The organism is Flavobacterium luteolum (assembly GCF_027111275.1).
Classification (GTDB): Bacteria; Bacteroidota; Bacteroidia; order Flavobacteriales; family Flavobacteriaceae; genus Flavobacterium; species Flavobacterium luteolum.
The window spans coordinates 3,377,923-3,397,024 of the sequence record NZ_CP114286.1 but is presented as its reverse complement, the minus strand read 5'-3'; the positions used below and the strand labels follow the sequence as shown (position 1 = coordinate 3,397,024).

Here is a 19,102-nt window from a genome sequence, read left to right as displayed (position 1 = left end):
AATATGAAAAAAATAAATCTAATTTCTCTGCCAATAATTGCTTTGGCACTGCTGTCATTCACAATTTTGAAGATAAATACAAACCCATTGTTTGTTGAAGACTATGAGGATATCGGCACGATAAAACAGTCCCTTCTAAAACCGGAATTATTCAATAAGACTCAGAAAGGAGTTTGGGTATTATTGGATGGAAGGGAACTGGACCAAAACACCGAACTATATAAGATACTGGGTGAAGGGTTTGATTTGAATATTTTGCCCGAGGGAAAAAGGCTTCCGGATGCAAAAGGCAAATTTATCCGATGCAGCAATTATCTGGGGGTCGGCTCTGATCCCGATGCAGCAAGACTAGTAGGAACATTGCAGTATGACTCGTTTCAGGGCCACGGCCATACTCCTTTGTCTTTCCAGAGCATAAATGAACCACAAGGCATAAATGGATACAAAGGGGGACACTGGACACATACTGATAATATGGACGCAGGAACTGTTGATAAAGGATATGGCGCGCCAAGAATCTCGACGGAAACCAGACCGATCAACCTGTCTATGTACACGTACGTCAAAGTGGCTAAATAATGATTGATTTGCTTATTGTAGAAAAATAAAAGAAAAAAATAAGGTAGGCACCAATCCATGATTTTCGACCTACTACGGATTATTTGATAAAATCAAAATCAACTGTTCAGTCAATTCATTTTCTCATTTTAAAAAATTATATAAAAACAGCTGTCTCGCCTGTTTTTTATATTTATTAGATTGCCAAATACATGTAAAAACCAAATATTGAAAATTCAGAATTCCAGTATAGCGCCAAAAGCTCCTGCTCCATTGCGTTTTCCCAAACATTTTTTTAATTTCCCTGCAAATGCAATATTAATTTTGCGCGGTCTATAACCGGCATTCCTGCTGTAAATCACAATTTTAAGAACTAACGAACTGCATTTTTTGATGATGGCTTCCTCCAGGATCGCTTCATTAATGTCCTCAGCGACCAAAAAAAGCTGATTCCTACCTTAAAAAAGAAAGTAAAAATGTAAATTTCATTTTGCATCACTGCTCATTTCATTTTTTCAGCATAATTAAACAATCTCTCCCACAGGTATTAAGAATATAATCGGAATTTTTTAAATTTGAAAAATGACAATTATTAGGTGGCCAGTCAAGAGATCCTGGTCATAAGATATTTCATTTTTTTAATCAACCACTAAATTTAAAACTTAATAAATTATGGAGCCATTAACCGCAGCAGCAGTAACATTATTAGCAAAACAGCTGGCCGAAAAAGGTCTTGAGAAGTTTTTTGACACTTCTGTGGAAGAGCTGTCAAAAAATGCTTTCAGCTGGCTCACCGGCCTTTTCAAAAAGGGTGGCAAAGCCAATAATGAACTTATAGAACTTCAGGAGAAACCCGACAGCCCTGCAAGGCTGAATGCCGTCAAGGCAGCAATTGAAAGGGATCTTGAAGACAATCCTGAGGCGGAGAAATACCTGCAGGAAATTTACAATAAGGTCCTGAATGTGACGTCAAATATTTCAAACAGCAAAAATGTGAACACCGGTACGATCAACAGCGGCGGCAATGTTCAGATTGGGGATAATTATGGGGGATAAAAACGTAAATAAGGGGACCATAATTTCTGAAGGAGAAGCTCACATTGGCGACAAGTACGTTTCAAATATATTCCTAGGCCTGTCCCACCTCCTTTCCGAGTTCAGGGAACAGCTAAGAAATATAGAGGACTTGACCAATCAGTTCAAAATAAGAACTGCATTAGGCCTTCTGGAAAAACTCGAAAACCGGGTCAAGGAGCATAACGAACCTGAAAAAGATAAGATTTTAAGCAAAATAAGCTATCTAAAAGGGGCCTGCAAAAGGGAACTCAGCGAATTTTCAAACGAAAATGTTGCAATGGATTTTGTAGCGGCCTATTCTTTGAACAATAATGATGCTGTTCTGCGTGACAGGGCATGCGTAGAGTATCTCAATATTGATCTGAAGGAAAAAGCTGTTGCACTCGCTGATGATATTCTCACTGAAGAGGAGTTTAATACCGCAGCGTGGTATGTAAAGGCAACAACCGCTGAAGATTTTGCTGCATTTCTTCCCACTATTCCCAAAGTTGTCCGCGAAGAATATAATTTTCAGCTTGCTCTTGTCCAGCATGTTGTCCAGACCGCCAAACTCTATAGTCTTGCAGAGCTTCAGCAGTACGGTTTGACGCTTAACCTCGATTTTTCAAAATATAAAGAACTGACCTTCAGTGCAGTGGAAGCATGGCGGCTTGCTGCAGATCTTGCAGTTACAAAAGTCTTCAGCCAACAGCCAATAAGATATATCAGCGGAGAAAAATTTAGTGCTCCTGACAATCCTCTGATTATGGACAGCGCAGCATTGCTGCAGAAATATGTGGACAAACTGCAGGATACGGAGATAAAAGATTCTATTCTTCATGAGCAGTTCTTCCTTGGCTATTTCCGCTACCTTCTGACAAATGACAAGGAAAATCTTGAATTGCTGAAAAAGGTTTTTCCAAAAATCGATGAAAAATTATGGACCTACGCCTTCTGTTATTGCCAGGTGCTGAACCATAATAAGGAATACCACGCAGCCCTTAAATGCCTGGATGACTATGAGGCGGCAGGAAATGACCTCAACAGCGAATTCTATATTTTCAAGAGCGCACTTTATAAGCTAACGGGGCGAAGTTCCGAGATAATTGACGTATTCGGCAGTTATCTCGACACTGTCGACATCATAGAGGAAAAAGCGGGACTTAATATCTTAAGCTCTTTTGCAAATATTCTGCTCAATATTGAAAGTGACGATCTATTGCAGGCGCAGCTGGAAAAAATAAAGGCAAAGGATTTTAAGAATGATGAGCTGAAAGCACTATTGTCGATTACGTTTTCGACCCGATATCTGGAAATAAAAGAGCCGGAAAAAATTTATGAAGAATTAATTCAGGTTAAGGACTTTCCAAATTTTGACAGCCAGTGGAAAAGCCTTATCGCCGAAAACCTCAACGCGCTGGGCAAAAGAAAAGAAGCAATAGAATTCCTGAATTCCTTTGTTGACAAAACTGCTATAAACCCCCATCTGCGATTTTACATCATACTGCTTTACGATCAGCTGCACGATAGGAACGACCAGGAAACCGGCCATTACATGGAACTATTGGAGCTTCTGAAATTTTGGAGGATTACCGCAAAAGCTCCCGATCAGCAGCTTCTCAACTGCGAGCATAATTTATATGCTGAAATCAACGACCTCCAGGAACTTGAGGCTATTGACGGGTACCTCTATGAATGTTTTCCTAATAACGAAGATTACATATTAGAATATGTTGCCCGACTTGAAAGATCCGGCAATATCAATAGAATAAAAGAAATTGCAGAGAAAATAACATGGGAAATAGAAAATGAAAATTTTGGCGTAACCCTGGCAGTGATATTGCTTAGAACCGAGGCCGATCCTGAAAAAGGCTTCAAGATCTTATACAATCTTGCATCGAATCCCCAAAATACCATTGCCAGACGAAACTATATTGGCAGCCACGTCTTTATAAGACAAGACCAATTTCTGATCTCATATGACAAGGTTGAAATCGGGAGCTGGGTTACATACTTGATCGGCGAAAAAAAAATGCACCAGAAGATCGAAAGGGACTTCGGCACGCAGGGTATGTTCATAGGCAGAAAACCGGGAGAAGAATTTACGGCGCCTAGCGGCGTTTCCAATAAGCTCCACAATATCAAGATTCTGGAAATCCTAAATGACGGAATGAAACTGTTTCGCGATATCCAGGATGAAGCGGCAAATCCGTTGAATGAACTGGGTTTTGAATCCATAGAGGTTCCTACAGATCCTAAGGAATTGCTTGATTTCCTAAAATCTGAATTTGGGGAAGAAGGAACTAAAAATGCAGAAATAAAAGAAAAAGCTCTAGACGATTATTACAACTACCGGACTGGCTTTACTGAAGTGACACGGGCAGTCTTCAGAAGCAACTATATTGATGCTTATATGCACCTGACAGCAAACAAGGGAGGAAAATTTACGACGGTGCCCTCTGCTCTTGCAAGGCCTTTGGATATAAACGACAATAAAATAATCTACGTACTTGACTTCAGTTCCCTTATGCTTTTTTTCGCTCTGGAAAAAAAGCAGGGTTTTGCCTTCAAGCATAATTTTGCGGTTTCATTTTATCTCAAGGATAAGTTAGAAAAGGAGATTTATGAACTCAAGAACTCGCCTGCATCATCAATGACGCTGCAGATCACACCGGAGTTGGTGCGAAAATTTGAAACTCCCGAAGATTTCAGCCAGAAAAAGATCTTGTTCCTGGCCTCCCTTTTGGAGTGGATAGAGAAAAACTGCACCGTAGATCATGTTGCCGAAAAGCTTAACACTCTTCCAAAGCTTAGCAATGACGATAGGTTTACAGGAGTGATGAAAGTGCTGACCGATTATATATACTTGGCCCAGCGTGAGAACCACAGGGTTATAAGCAGCGACACGACCTTGTTTATGCATGCCAGAGTCGAAAAATATGCAGGTGCCATCGTTAATCCTGAAAAATACCTGTTGCAGTTCTACCCTGAGAAGTGCGGAACCGAATTCTACAAATTTCTTTTGCAATCGAACTATATCGGCATCAATATAACTCTGGACACTTTAAAGGAAGAATTTTTCCGCTACTTGGGAGGTGGTGAGAATCAATATAACCTCTGTCTTGACAACCTGACCTACACCACGCATGACAATCCTAAAATAGTGGTTACCGTAAGCAAGTTCCTGAAGGAAATTTATACTATCCCCTCTATCCCAATTGACAAGAAAAACCGATATGCCGGTACAGTTTTCAGCAGGGTCCTGTACGGTATGCCCAAAGAAGTAGTAATTGACCTGTCAAGACAGCTCAATGCAGACTTTAAGCTGCTGGGTGCTTTGCAGACGAACGTATTTGCCGTATTTGCGAGCTTTTTCCAACAACCGCCGCCAAAGCAATAAATCTCCTTTTCTGCCATAAAAAGCAGCAGTGCATTTCATCAAAATATGCCTGTCCGCTTTTATGGCGGAATGCGAGCAGCTTTATGAGTGCCGCCTGCTATCTAGGCGCCAAAAGCTCGCAATGATATGGCAAAGCGCTTAAAGCCTCCCTTTTCGGAAATGGAACTGAAGTCGATTTCCACCTAATCGATCAAAAAAGGCATAAGTGTATTGGCAATAATTTCCGGTCTTCATTCTGTAATGTTCATTATATTTAATCGTTCATTTTAAATGAACATTCAAATCCGCTGAACACCTGTCAATTAAAAATCCATTAAAAAAAGCTTTTTGGACCCGCAATACCAGCGCTTGTAAAAAGCCTATCGGCCAAGGACTACTTCAGTTTTTGAAGCCTTAAGAGTGCCTCCAGGTAGTAATAATCCGCATAGTTGATCGAGCAGTCTACCTCGCTGCCTGCCGGCTTATGTCCCGTGGCATGAAGCAGAAATGCAGAGTTTTGATCACGGCTCTGATATTGGCTGGAAAGCGAAGCAAGCATTTTTGATGATTTTGCCAGATAATCTTTTTTTAAGGCCTTATCCTTTGTAAACGTGCTCAATTCCAAAAGGGCGGAAGAAACAATTGCCGCCGCTGCGGCATCTCGCGGTGCATTGGGAATATCCGGAGCATCAAAATCCCAGTATGGCACCAGATCTTCCGTTTTTAGCCTATCGAGATAAACGCGTGTCACTTTATGTGCAAAATCCAAAAACTTTGGGTCCTTTGTCTCCCTGTAGGTCATAGTAAAACCGTAAATGGCCCAAGCCTGCCCCCTTGCCCACATGCTCTGGTCGCTGTATCCCTGAGCCGTCTGCCCTTTTATCTTTTTCCCCGAATCATAATCGTAGATCAATACATGATAGGCAGAATAATCTGGCCTGAAATGATTGGCCATTGTTGTCTTAGCATGCTGAACGGCAATGTCATATAACTTCTTATCTCCGCCATTCTTGGAAGCCCAGAAAAGCAGCTCCAGATTCATCATGTTATCGATAATTGTGTTGTGTCCGCCCATTTTATTGTGCGGCCATGACTGGATTGTTCCGACTTTGGGATTAAAAAGCCCTGCAAGGACATCAGCAGTTTTTAGAATGATCTCTTTATATTGGGGATTCTTTGTCAGACGGTAGCCGTTTCCAAAACTGTTGAAAACCTGAAAGCCCAAATCATGGTCCGCCGTTGTGCTTATCGATAATGGAGTCAGATAGCGTGTGAATTTGTCAGCTTCTTTTTCCCATTTTTTATCTTTGGAAGCTTCATAAAGCAGCCATAATTCACCCGGCCAGAATCCGCTGGTCCAATCCTTGTAATCTACAAATTTCCACTCTTTGCTCCCATTGGGAACAGTCCTTGGCGAAGTACCGTCCTCTGGGATGACCTGCAGTGTCTTTGAGGCCTGTACGGCGCAGTAATCAAGCTGTTTTCGGATATCCAGTAAATTCTTGTCTTGCGCACTGGCCCCTGTTGCGATTAACAGAGCCATTATAGTGATTTTGATTTTTTGGGTCATTTGGTTTAGTATTTGTAGTTAATAATTAAAATGCTCTTCGCGGAACGATTTAGGATTCTTTCCGGAAGCTTTTTTAAAAAAGGAACTGAAGTGTGCAGGATGCTCAAAGCCGAGCACACTTGAAATTTCAGAAATGCTCCATACGGTCTCCAGCAGCATTTTTTTTGCCTCGGAAACGATCCTCTGCCCAATATGCGCAGTAGTGGTCAGCCCCGAGGCCTGCTTCACAGCACGGTTCAAGGAATTTGGATGGACATTCAGACATCTTGCAAAATCCTGCGCCGATCTGAACCGCAGCGTCTCAGTGCGGCTCTTTAAGGGAAACTGCCCTTCAAGAAGTATCAAAAAAATACCGGTAATCCGGCAGGCGGACTTGAAACCGTGCGTAATTTCTATATCAGCTTTTGGTTTTAAAGTTTTATCTTTCATGTATACAAAAGGGATTTCGGGCACGAAGTTCATTTGTGCCTAAATAATTGCAAACAATTACAAATTCCATGCAAACTGGAATAAGCAGAATTTTATTATTTCGATATGTCCGATCATTTGCTCTGCGATACCGCATAGACCCTCCCGTCAGGAGCACGGTAAAATAGATATTTATAGTCCGGTCCGGCCGATTGTATATCTCCTAAAATTTCATTTCCTGCTTTTTTCAGCTCCTTCACTGCTGCCTGTATATCATTCACGGCAAATCCCACAGCAAATCCATCAACACCATTCTTCCATGGCCTTTGAGGTGATCCGGGCCCATACAATTCATACAGGCTGCCGTTTGGAAAACCAAAAACCGAAAAATTAGGCTCATCGACATAAATTTTGAGATGAAAGACGTTTTTTGCCTGATTATACATGGCTTTATATTGATTCTCATCAAGCTCAACGGCGCTCCATTGCAGTCTCTGGACATTAAACACAGCTGTTTCTTGCTGATTTGCCGTTTCCTGGATTTTTTCGCTTTGCGCTTGTACGGAAATTTGGATAAGAACTATGGTGGCAATTAATTCAACGATTCTTCTATTCATGATTTTTAGTAAAAAATATGGAATTATTAATTTTTGCTCTTAAACTCCAGCCAATAAGGAAAGAAACAGCATCGGGCTGATATTTCCGCATTTAATCTGCTTTGCGCGCAATCTGCTTAAAAATTCGGGGGTGATTCCCAAGTAGGATGCTATATACTGCTGCGGCACACGCTTGGAGATTGTAGGATATCGGTTCAGGAATTCAACATACTGATCCATAGCCGCCGAAGAAACCATTCTAAACAGGCGCTTCTGCATCGCTGTCAAATGCCGCTGGATCATCAGACGGAACATCCTTTCAAGCTTCGGAACATCATTGATCAGCTTTTCCTTTGACTGTCTTGTCAATACCAGCAGTTCGCAATCTTCCAGAGTTTCGATATACATGTCGCTTGGCGTCTGATCTTCAAAACTTGTAATATCGCTCACCCACCAGTCCTCGGTAGCGAACTGCAGAGTCAGCTCGGCTCCCGCACTGTTTATAAAATATTCGCGGATACATCCCTTATTGATATATGCCTCGAAATTGCACACTTCACCTGCGCTCAAAAGCAGGGTTTTCTTTGGAATTCTTCTCAGCTCGAGACTATTCTCAAAAATTTTAATTTCATCTTCCGTAAGGTTGGTAGCTCTTGTAAGATACTGTCGAATTTGCTCAAACATTTGATAATAAGTTTTTTACATAGTGAATAATTTAGAAAAAGTGCAACTGTAAAGATATAACATTTAAACGTTCTCATTTCTTGATCTAGTTTAAGAATTTAGAAATTAAAAAGATCAATATTTGCAAGCTAACATTTAAAAACTAAAAAAAACAATGGAAAATGATCTTCTTAAACTGAAAATTTTTTTAGGGCTATTAGGGATTGAAAACCGAATTTCCGATTATTTGGAGATTCCTGAAGACAAAAAAATCGCAAATGGTAATGTGGCGGTATGCATTATTGACAACACAGGTGTCGTTTATGGACGCATGTTTGGAAAGGATAAGAGCCGTATGAGAAACTCCTTTAAGGTAGCGTGGACAAAAGCAAGCCAGGTCTGGCTGACTGGAGTCAAAACGGGCGATTATGAAAAAATGGTTTTCAACAATATAGTAGAGGAAAATGCAAATGGAATTGAAGCGCCGGATCTTATAGGATGGAAAGGCGGACAGCCCATAACGCTTTCAGACGGCACAAAGCTTTCCGTAGGTTTCAGCGGATTTACGGGGGAAAGCGACCTTGAGATTGTATCACTCGCATTTAAAAACATTTAAACCAATTATAACCAAAAACATGAATTACCAACCAGATTCCAGCCGATACCAGAAAATGGAATATCGCCGTTGCGGGAAAAGCGGACTAGTACTTCCTGCTCTTTCTTTAGGACTGTGGCATAACTTCGGTGCTATTGACAGCATCGAGAATGCCCGAAACATTTTACATACAGCTTTTGATAACGGCATTTGCCATTTTGATCTTGCAAATAATTATGGTCCCCCTCCAGGTTCAGCCGAAAGTACCTTTGGCAAGCTATTCAGGGAGGATTTCAAACCCTTTAGGGATGAACTTATTATTTCAAGCAAAGCTGGATGGCCGATGTGGGATGGTCCATATGGAGATTGGGGATCTAAGAAGCATCTGGTTGCCAGTCTGGACCAAAGCCTTTCGCGCCTTGGGGTGGATTACGTAGACATATTTTACCACCACAGACCCGATCCGAATACCCCTTTGGAAGAGACAATGGCTGCTCTGGATCAGATCGTGCGCCAGGGCAAAGCGCTGTATGTGGGAATATCAAGCTACAGCCCTGAAGAGACGATAAAAGCAAACACTATTCTGGCCGAACTCGGCACTCCATGCGTAATTCACCAGCCCAAATACTCAATGCTGGAAAGAACAATCGAAGATAAGCTGCTCACAGTGCTCGATCGCAGTGGAATCGGAGCAATTGCATTTTCTCCTCTTGCCCAGGGACTGCTGACCAATAAATACCTGGATGGAATTCCGGATGGCTCCCGCGCAAGTTCCAATCGCGGCAACGGCGCAATCGAGAAAGACGCCATTACACCGGAAAATATTGCCAAAGTCCGAAAACTGAACGAATTGGCCCTAGGACGTGGCCAAAGCTTGGCACAGATGGCATTGGCATGGGTGCTGAAAGATGAACGCATAACATCAGTGATTATCGGGGCAAGCAAATCCGAACAGGTATTGGATTCAATTGGAGCCTTGAAGAACACAGCCTTCTCCGCAGATGAGCTGCAGCTGATAAACACTATACTTACATAAATACATTATTAACTATTTGACCGCAATTATGAAAAAGAATCAAATCAGAGCATGCATGACCATCATGCTTTCCGGATTAGTCACCGCTGGCGTGACAGCTCAGAAAAAGGTTCCCAAAACAAATGAGTACAAAAGCGTTACCGTTTACGTGACAGCAAAGGACACCGACAAAAAACTGACCAAAACCGAGACTTTGTCGTTTGTGGACAAACCTCAGCCGACAGAAAGGGAAGTATCAATCTTTGTCGATCCATCGGTTACTTTTCAGACGATGCTTGGAATCGGAGGGGCACTTACCGATTCTGCTGCAGAGGTTTTTTACAAGCTCCCAAAGGATAAGCAGCAGGAAATCCTTACTGCCTATTATGATTCAGACAAGGGAATAGGCTATACTTTGGCGCGCACCAATATGCAGAGCTGTGACTTTTCAAGCGATATCTACAGCTATATACAGGAAGGCGACAAAGACCTGAAGACATTTGATATCAGCCACGACAGAAAGTATAAAATACCATTGATCAAAGAGGCAATCGCAAAAGCCGGAGGAAAACTGACTTTGTATGCCTCTCCATGGAGCCCGCCGGCATGGATGAAGACCAACAATAATGTTCTGCTTGGCGGAAGCCTAAAGCCTGAGTACCACCAAAGCTGGGCGAACTTCTTTGTAAAATTTATAAATGAATACGAAAAGGAAGGCATTCCGATCTGGGGCTATACTGTTCAAAATGAGCCGATGGCTGTACAGACATGGGAGTCATGCATATTTACTGCAGAGGAAGAACGTGATTTTATAAAAAATTATATGGGGCCAACCATGCAGAAAGCTGGCCTGTCAAAGAAAAAGCTCATTATGTGGGACCATAACCGTGATTTGATGTACCAGAGAGTCAGCACAGTTCTGGAAGATAAAGATGCGGCAAAATATGTTTGGGGTATCGGATACCACTGGTATGAAGATGCAAAAAACGGAATGAATTTCGAGAACGAGCGCCGCGTGGCACAGGCCTTTCCTGAAAAGCCGCTACTGCTTACTGAAGGATGTGCAGCTGATTTCGATCCAAAACTGCTTACAACATGGAGCTTCGGAGAAAAATACGGCATGTCCATGATCAATGATTTTAACATCGGTACAGTCGCCTGGACGGACTGGAACATTTTGCTGGATGAGAAAGGAGGACCAAACCACGTCAAGAACTTCTGTATGGCTCCTATCCATGCTGACCTTACCACTGGAAAACTGATCTACACCAGCGGATACTATTACCTAGGCCACTTTTCAAAATTCGTAAAACCGGGAGCAAAGAGAATTGCAAGTTCTTCAAGCACAAACAAACTTTTGACAACAGCCTTTATAAATGCTGATAAAAATCTGGAAGTTGTAGTGATGAACCAAAGTGATGATAATGTAGAATACTTTTTATGGATCAAAGGCAAAGCTTCAAAAATTACCAGCCTGGCACATTCTATCGCCACTTTGGAAATACGTTAATTATAAAAATGGTATTATGAAAAAATTTTTGATTGTCGTAGGTACATGCGCGTTGCTTTCAGGGCTTAGCTACATTCCGGTCTTCGCCCAGTCTTCGATGAAAAAGTCGAAAGAATACAAGACACAGCAGATTCCCGGCAAAATTGAATGCGAATTTTACGATCAAGGCGGCCAGGGCGTAGCATACTCTGATAAGGATATGGTCAATAACGGAAGCGGAAAACTTAATCCAGTAAACGGAAATCCTCTGAATGAATTCAGAATAAAAGAAGGGGTGGATATTTCCTATACCAAGGCAGATAGTATTGACATAACGCCATACAGCAAAATTCCCGTTAAGATCAAACAGCTGTATGTCGGCTGGACTGAACCTGCAGAATGGATTAATTATACAGTCAATGTAAAGAAGTCTGGAACTTATATCATAGGACTGCAGTATACAGCAAACGGCGATGGAGCCATATCCATAGATGTCAATGGAAAAGATGCGACCTCCAATATGAAAATCGCCTCAACCCATGATGACAAAGATCCTGTAGCGTGGAGACAATGGCACCATTGGAATGCATCGCAAAACATTGGCAGGATCAAACTCGAAAAGGGAAAACAGCTCCTGACACTGCATATTGTCGAAAACGGTAATATGAATCTGGATTATCTGACCTTTACGCCGAAATAATTTTATATCTGCACTTCTCTGGCCACATAATTTAAGCAGAATTATGTGGTCAGTTAATTATTTTACATATTCCCATAATCGGCTCATGGTATTAATTCCCAGAGCTTCTTATTTGAAATCTTATTTAACCAAAAACCAAATATTGTGAATTTTATCAAAAAGCAAGTTAATTTATATACTCTGGCTTTAGCAGCCGCAATGCTTTGCAGCGTTTCGGTGACAGCGCAGCGTAAAAACACCAAGGACCCGAAGGTCGAAGCAAGGATCCAGAAGCTGATAAGCAAAATGACCCTTAAAGAAAAAGCTGGTATGCTCCACGGAAACTCCAAGTTTTTTGTATCGGGGGTGCAAAGGCTGGGTATTCCGGAATGGAGCATGTCTGACGGTCCGCATGGCGTTCGAGCTGAAATTAACCGACATGACTGGAACTATGCAGGATGGACCAATGACTCGGCAACTTATCTGCCTTCAGGCACAGCACTTGCAGCTACCTGGAACAGGAATATCGCCTATAAAAGAGGAGAAGTCTTGGGCGAGGAAGCTCGATTTAGAAAAAAAGATGTGCTTCTTGGACCAGGGGTGAATATTATCCGCAGTCCGCTTGGGGGACGCAATTTTGAGTATTTCAGTGAAGATCCTTTTCTTACTGCCCGTCTGGCTGTACCATATATACAAGGACTTCAGTCCAGAGATGTTGCCGCAAGCGTAAAACATTATGCGCTGAATAATCAGGAAACCGAAAGAGGAAGCATTGATGTGAATGCCTCAGACAGGGCGCTGCATGAAATCTATCTTCCAGCATTTAAAGCCTCAGTTGAGGAAGGCGGCGCACTGACTGTGATGGCGGCATACAATAAATTCCGCGGGGTATGGTGCGCAGAAAACAAATTGCTGGTAAGAGACATACTAAAAGGCGAAATGGGATTTGACGGGGTTTACCTTACCGATTGGGGTGCTACCCATAGCACTATAGAGTCTGCAATAGCAGGACTGGATGTGGAAATGGGAACTGATGCCAAGGATTATAACAAATGGTACTTCGCCGATCCTTTGATCGAGGCGGTCCAAAAAGGAAAAATTCCTGAGAGCCTGGTGGATGAAAAAGTGGCAAATGTACTTCGTGTCATGATCCGCACCAATGTTCTTGATCCTAAAAAGCGATTCAGCAATGCAAGCATGAACACGAAAGAGCATCAGCAGGAAGCCTATCGTGAAGCGGTGGAATCAGTAGTTCTGCTTAAGAACCAAAACAATTTGCTGCCTTTGGATGTCAACAAGTACAAATCAATAGCCGTAATTGGAGACAATGCCACACGCAAGCATTCAAGCGGAGGTCTAAGCTCCGAAATCAAAGCCCTTTATGAAATTACGCCGCTGCAGGCCATAAAGAATAAACTGGGCAGCAAAATGCAGATCAATTTTGCCCAAGGATATGAGAAAAGCTCTTTTTTCGTTGAAGGTGCCAACAATGGGCAGGGAGCCGGCAATCTGACTGATGGAAACAAAGTGAAGCAGCATTTGATAGACGAGGCTGTACTTGCTGCAAAAAAATCAGACGTTGCCATAATTTTTTGCGGACTTAACCACGATTACGATACAGAATCGGCCGATAAGATAAATATGCAGCTTCCTTACGGACAGGCAGAGCTGATCAAAGAAGTGACCAAAGCAAATCCAAACACAATAGTGGTTGTAATTGCAGGATCACCTGTTGATCTTGTCTCAGCCTCAATCGCTGTCCCTTCAATTTTATGGGGATGGTATAATGGTATGGAAGCAGGCAACGCATTTGCAGATATCATTACAGGAGTCGAAAATCCATCAGGCAAAATGCCTTTCACACTTCCATACAGTTTGGACCAGCATGGAGTGCATGCTTATGGAAATTTTCCAGGAAGCAATGGGAAAGTCAATTATCAGGAAGATATTCTTGTAGGATACCGCTGGTTTGACACCAAAAATCAGCCAGTTGTCTATCCGTTCGGACATGGAATTTCCTATACTTCATTTGCCTACAGCGGTATCTCGGCCGATAAGAAAATATACAGTTCGACCCAGAAGGTGAAGGTACGATTTACATTGCAAAATAACGGTCAGAGAAAAGGAGCTGAAGTGGCGCAGGTCTATATAAGCAAAGAAAATTCAAAGGTTCTGAGAGCTAAAAAAGAACTTAAAGGATTCGACAAAGTATTTTTGAATCCAGGAGAGTCTAAACAAGTTGAAATAGAACTTCCTGTATCCGATTTTGCCTTTTACGATGAAACGAAATCTTCATTTACCGTAGAGCCTGGCCAATACAGTATCCAAGTTGCTTCTTCTGCAGCTGATATACGTGGAACCGTTGCCATCGAAGTTAAATAATTTTGAAACCATTTTAATTGTAAAAAGATGAGATATTTAAGTTATAGCAATCCCGTGTTGAAATTTTTACCGGGAATGATATTGGTTTTTGCCAGCCAGCTGTCTATTGCGCAGGCAAAGTTTAAATACCCTTTCCAAGATCCCTCATTGCCTGCCGAAAAAAGGATTACCAACCTGCTTTCCCTTATGACCCTTGAGGAAAAAGTAAACTGCCTTGGCACCCATCCTGTTGTGGAGCGTCTGGGCTTTAACGGAACAGGACAGGTAGAAGGACTGCATGGTTTGGCGGCAGGAGTAGCAGGCGACCAGGAGCGTCCAGGAGCGGTAACGACAACATCATTCCCACAGTCAATAGGAATGGCCGAAACTTGGGATCCAAAATTACTTAAAAAAGCTGCCGAAATTGAAGCTTTTGAGACAAGATATGTTGTGCAGAATCCGAAATACCGCCGCGGAGGCCTCGTGGTAAGAGCTCCTAACGCTGATTTGGGGCGCGATCCAAGATGGGGACGCACTGAGGAGTGTTTCGGAGAGGATGCCTTCTTCAACGGCACAATGACCGTGGCCTTTGTAAAAGGGCTGCAGGGAGATCATCCAAAATATTGGAAAACAGCTTCTCTTATCAAGCACTTTCTGGCCAACAGCAACGAGAATACAAGAAGCCATTCATCTTCGAATTTTGATGAAAGGCTCTTCAGGGAATACTATTCGGTTCCGTTCCGTATGGGAACAATTGAAGGGGGATCGCGAGCTTATATGACATCATACAATGCTGTCAACGGCATACCGCAGACAGTGAGTCCAATGCTTCGCGATGTAACGATCAATGAGTGGGGACAAGACGGGATTATCTGCACCGATGGAGGTGCTTTTAAACTGCTGGTTACCGACCACAAATATTTCCCGGACGAAGCCACAGCTGCGGCAGCCTGCATAAAGGCCGGCATTAATCAGTTTTTGGACGACTACAAGGCAGGAACGCTGGAGGCGCTGAAAAGAAAACTGGTAACCGAGGCAGAAATTGACAAGGTACTGCGAGGTTCCCTTAGGGTAATGATCAAACTGGGCACCCTGGATCCGGCAGAAGAAGTGCCATACAATGCAATTGGCACAGGACCAGAACCATGGATGTCAAAAGAAAATCGCGACTTTGCGAGACTGATTACACAAAAATCAGTAGTACTTTTAAAAAATAACGGCATTCTGCCATTAGACAAGAACAAAATAAAATCAATTGCGGTAGTAGGTCCGCGTTCAGAACAGGTTTTGAGCGATTGGTATAGCGGAACCCCGCCCTACTATGTCAGCCCTGCAGAGGGAATTCAAAATAAGCTGGACGATGGTGTCGCGGTGAGCCACACCACTAATAATACTCTTGCCCTTTCAATGGCAAAAAGCGCCGAAACTGTAGTTGTCTGCATCGGCAACAACCCAGGAGGGAATTTGAATTGGCTGAAGGTAAATGGACCTTCCGAGGGCCGTGAGGCAGTTGACAGAGAAAGCATTTCACCTGACCAATCCCAGCTTGACCTTGTCAAAGAGATCTATAAAATCAATAAAAATGTAATAGTTGTACTTGTAAGCAGTTTCCCGTATGCCATCAACTGGATTGATGAAAATATTCCTGGAATCATACACATTACGCATTCCGGCCAGGAAGAAGGCAATGCCGTGGCGGACGCTATTTTTGGGGATATCAACCCTGGCGGAAAACTGGTGCAGACCTGGCCATCTTCCATTGAACAGCTGCCCGATATGATGGATTACGACATCACGCATGGCCGCACCTACATGTATGCGAAAGAAAAACCTCTTTATCCATTTGGTTATGGATTAAGTTACACCGCTTTTAAATACAGCAATTTAAAAACTAGCGCAGAATCGCTAAGCAGTACAGGTGAAATAAATGTAAGCGTGGATATTGCCAATACCGGAAGCAGAGAGGGCGATGAAGTCATCCAGCTTTACGTCAGACACATAGGATCAAAAGTTTCAAGACCTGCCCGAGAATTAAAAGGATTTGAGCGTATCACACTGAAAGCTAACGAAACTAGGACTGTAACTATTCCGATTAAGGCAAAAGAATTGGCGTACTGGGATGTGAAATCAAAGAAATTTATAGTAGAAAAAGACACTATCCAATTGCTTATAGGAAGTTCTTCTTCGGATACGCGAGTAGAGAAAACAATTACTGTCAAATAATTCATTTTTGAAAAAATGATCAATTTCAAAAATTACCATAAGTACAATTAAATGAAAAACAAAAATCTTATACTTCTGCTGTTGCTTTTATCTGCTGCGTCAAAGGTTTCTGCCCAAAAACAGGATATCTATCGCAAGGGATGGATTGATTTTAATAAGAATGGCAAAAAAGATGTGTTTGAAGATCCAAAACAGACTGTCCAGAAACGCGTTGACGATCTTATATCGCAAATGAACCTTGAGGAAAAAACCTGTCAGATGGCTACCTTATACGGCTACAAGAGGGTCTTAAAGGAAGAATTGCCGGCCGAATCGTGGAAAAATGAAGTATGGAAAGACGGAATTGCAAATATCGATGAACAGCTTAACAGCCTGACATCTTATACTGATGATGCGCAGTCTCAATATTCATTCCCCTACAGCAAACATGCATCGGCAATAAATACAATACAAAAGTGGTTTGTAGAGCAGACCCGAATGGGAATACCTGTTGATTTCACCATCGAGGGTGTTCATGGTCTTAATCATGACAGGGCCACTCCTCTGCCTGCACCAATTGGAATAGGAAGCACATGGAATAAAAATCTGGTGTACCAGGCGGGACGAATTGTAGGCCGTGAGGCCAAAGCATTAGGCTATACAAATGTTTACGCACCTATCCTTGATCCAGCACGCGATCAGAGATGGGGCCGCGTTGTGGAATGTTATGGCGAAGATCCCTTTCATATTGCAGAATTAGGAAAGCAGATGACTTTGGGCATACAGGAAGAAGGTGTCGCTTCTACATTAAAACATTATGCCGTCTACAGCGTGCCTAAAGGTGGACGCGATGGGGATTCCCGCACCGATCCGCATGTAGCACCCCGTGAAATGTTTGAAATATACTTGTATCCTTTTCGCCGTGTCCTACAGGAAGCACACCCGCTTGGCGTAATGAGCAGCTATAATGACTGGGATGGCGTTCCGATAACAGGCAGCAGATATTTCCTGACGGATCTGCTGCGACACAAATTTGGATTCGATGGCTATGTGGTGTCCGATAGTGAAGCGGCGGAGTTTCTTTACAGCAAACACCGCGTTGCCGAAGATTATAAGGAAGCTGTAAGGCAGGTCGTTGAGGCCGGGCTGAACGTACGCACTAATTTTTCGATGCCGCAGACCTTTATTATGCCGCTCCGCGAACTGGTAAAAGAAGGCAGGCTGTCAATGAAGACCATTGATGAGCGCGTTGCAGATGTACTGCGTGTAAAATTTAAGTTAGGGCTGTTTGACCAGCCATATGTTGCAGATCCTAAAGCTGCCGATAAAACGGTGCACACGCCAGCAAATTCGGAGCTTAGCATACAGATGGATCGTGAAAGTATGGTACTGCTCAAAAATGCTGGCAATCTTCTGCCCTTAAACAAATCTGCATACAAAAACATACTGGTGACCGGGCCGCTTGCCACTGAGACCAACTACGCAATCAGCAGGTACGGTCCTTCACATAATCCTGTCACTACAGTTCTTGATGGGATCAAAAACTATGTAGGAAGCTCAGCCACTGTAAATTATGCAAAAGGCTGCGATATTATTGATCCAAATTGGCCCGAAAGTGAAATAATCGAATTTCCGCTCACAGATAAGGAGCAGGCCGAAATTGATGAAGCGGTTGAAAAAGCGCGCAGCTCTGATATAATTATTGCGGTAGTTGGAGAGGACGCCAAACGTGTCGGCGAAAGCCTTTCGCGCACAGGCCTTAACCTGCCTGGAAGACAGCTAAAATTAATTCAGGCTCTGCAGGCAACAGGAAAACCGGTAGTAATGGTGATGATAAACGGCCAGCCATTGACCATAAACTGGGAAAACCGCTTCGTAAACGCTATTTTGGAAGCTTGGTTTCCTGGACCTGAAAGTGGGACAGTAATAGCAGAAACACTCTTTGGCGACAATAACCCTGGAGGCAAACTGCCCATTACATTCCCAAAGTCAGTGGGCCAGATTGAGTTTAACTTTCCATTTAAACCGGGTTCGCAGGCAAATCAGCCGACTTATGGTCCCAATGGATATGGAAAAACAAGCGTAAACGGTGCCTTGTATCCTTTTGGCTATGGCTTGAGCTACACCACTTTCGCCTATAAGAACTTAAAAGTGACTCCTGAAAGAGCACAAAATCAAGCAGATATTTCCGTAAGCGTCGAAGTAACCAATACCGGCAAAGTCAAAGGTGATGAAGTAGTACAGCTTTATCTTAAGGACAAAGTGAGCACGGTAACAACTTACGAATTTACTCTGAGAGGTTTTGAGAGAGTTGCCCTGGCACCGGGAGAAACTAAAACGGTAAGTTTCGTGCTTCATCCGGATGATCTGGCGCTTTTGGATAAGGATATGAACTGGACTGTTGAACCTGGTATATTCGAAGTAATGATTGGAGCTTCTTCTGAAGATATAAAACTTCGAAAAGATTTTGAAATTCAAAAGTGAATGCAGCATTAGGAAATCGAAACGCAAGAATCAAATTATAGCAAACT

The 19,102-nt window shown here is 42.7% G+C and carries 14 protein-coding genes; 10 read left to right on the top strand and 4 right to left on the bottom strand.

Going from position 1 to position 19,102, the window contains the following annotated elements; genetic code table 11:
• Nucleotides 1–3: 3 nt before the first annotated feature.
• From OZP10_RS14475 to OZP10_RS14465, 3 genes are all read left to right on the top strand, one after another.
• Nucleotides 4–579, top strand: coding sequence for a hypothetical protein (locus OZP10_RS14475; RefSeq protein ID WP_281631499.1), 576 nt, complete (start codon nt 4–6; stop codon nt 577–579).
• A gap of 651 nt (nt 580–1,230) precedes the next feature.
• Nucleotides 1,231–1,614 (top strand): hypothetical protein, encoded by a 384-nt coding sequence (locus OZP10_RS14470; RefSeq protein ID WP_281631498.1) that lies wholly within the window; start codon nt 1,231–1,233, stop codon nt 1,612–1,614.
• A complete protein-coding gene (locus tag OZP10_RS14465; RefSeq protein ID WP_281631497.1) occupies nt 1,604–5,014 on the top strand; it encodes a PIN domain-containing protein in 3,411 nt (1,136 codons plus the stop codon). Before OZP10_RS14470 ends, OZP10_RS14465 begins: the two co-directional genes overlap by 11 nt.
• 373 nt (nt 5,015–5,387) lie before the next feature.
• Here OZP10_RS14465 and OZP10_RS14460 read toward each other — a convergent pair whose 3' ends face one another.
• The 4 genes from OZP10_RS14460 to OZP10_RS14445 form a co-directional block, all read right to left on the bottom strand.
• On the bottom strand, nt 5,388–6,563 hold the full coding sequence (locus OZP10_RS14460) for a glycoside hydrolase family 88 protein (RefSeq protein WP_281631496.1): 1,176 nt from the start codon (nt 6,561–6,563) through the stop codon (nt 5,388–5,390).
• A gap of 18 nt (nt 6,564–6,581) precedes the next feature.
• Nucleotides 6,582–6,992: a helix-turn-helix domain-containing protein gene (locus OZP10_RS14455; protein ID WP_281631495.1), complete on the bottom strand. Its 411-nt coding sequence runs from the start codon at nt 6,990–6,992 to the stop codon at nt 6,582–6,584.
• Nucleotides 6,993–7,105: 113 nt separating this feature from the next.
• On the bottom strand, nt 7,106–7,588 hold the full coding sequence (locus OZP10_RS14450; protein WP_281631494.1) for a VOC family protein: 483 nt from the start codon (nt 7,586–7,588) through the stop codon (nt 7,106–7,108).
• 39 nt (nt 7,589–7,627) lie between these two features.
• Nucleotides 7,628–8,251 (bottom strand): Crp/Fnr family transcriptional regulator, encoded by a 624-nt coding sequence (locus OZP10_RS14445; protein ID WP_281631493.1) that lies wholly within the window; start codon nt 8,249–8,251, stop codon nt 7,628–7,630.
• Between the two features lie 154 nt (nt 8,252–8,405).
• On the opposite strand from OZP10_RS14445, the gene OZP10_RS14440 reads away from it, so the two are divergent.
• From OZP10_RS14440 to OZP10_RS14410, 7 genes are all read left to right on the top strand, one after another.
• Nucleotides 8,406–8,846 carry a GlcG/HbpS family heme-binding protein gene (locus OZP10_RS14440; protein WP_281631492.1) on the top strand — a complete coding sequence of 147 codons (441 nt, stop codon included), beginning with the start codon at nt 8,406–8,408 and terminating at the stop codon, nt 8,844–8,846.
• Nucleotides 8,847–8,865: 19 nt separating this feature from the next.
• The gene (mgrA, locus tag OZP10_RS14435; RefSeq protein WP_281631491.1) at nt 8,866–9,861 is read left to right on the top strand and encodes an L-glyceraldehyde 3-phosphate reductase; all 996 of its coding nucleotides are present in this window, start codon (nt 8,866–8,868) and stop codon (nt 9,859–9,861) included.
• Nucleotides 9,862–9,889: 28 nt separating this feature from the next.
• The gene (locus OZP10_RS14430) at nt 9,890–11,350 is read left to right on the top strand and encodes a glycoside hydrolase family 30 protein (protein WP_281631490.1); all 1,461 of its coding nucleotides are present in this window, start codon (nt 9,890–9,892) and stop codon (nt 11,348–11,350) included.
• Nucleotides 11,351–11,549: 199 nt separating this feature from the next.
• Entirely contained in the window at nt 11,550–12,029 is a 480-nt protein-coding gene (locus OZP10_RS14425) for a delta endotoxin C-terminal domain-containing protein (RefSeq protein ID WP_281631489.1), read from the top strand.
• A gap of 144 nt (nt 12,030–12,173) precedes the next feature.
• A complete protein-coding gene (locus OZP10_RS14420; RefSeq protein ID WP_281631488.1) occupies nt 12,174–14,390 on the top strand; it encodes a beta-glucosidase in 2,217 nt (738 codons plus the stop codon).
• 27 nt (nt 14,391–14,417) lie between these two features.
• Entirely contained in the window at nt 14,418–16,592 is a 2,175-nt protein-coding gene (locus tag OZP10_RS14415; RefSeq protein WP_281631487.1) for a glycoside hydrolase family 3 C-terminal domain-containing protein, read from the top strand.
• A gap of 51 nt (nt 16,593–16,643) precedes the next feature.
• Nucleotides 16,644–19,055 carry a glycoside hydrolase family 3 N-terminal domain-containing protein gene (locus OZP10_RS14410; RefSeq protein WP_281631486.1) on the top strand — a complete coding sequence of 804 codons (2,412 nt, stop codon included), beginning with the start codon at nt 16,644–16,646 and terminating at the stop codon, nt 19,053–19,055.
• Nucleotides 19,056–19,102 lie beyond the last annotated feature (47 nt).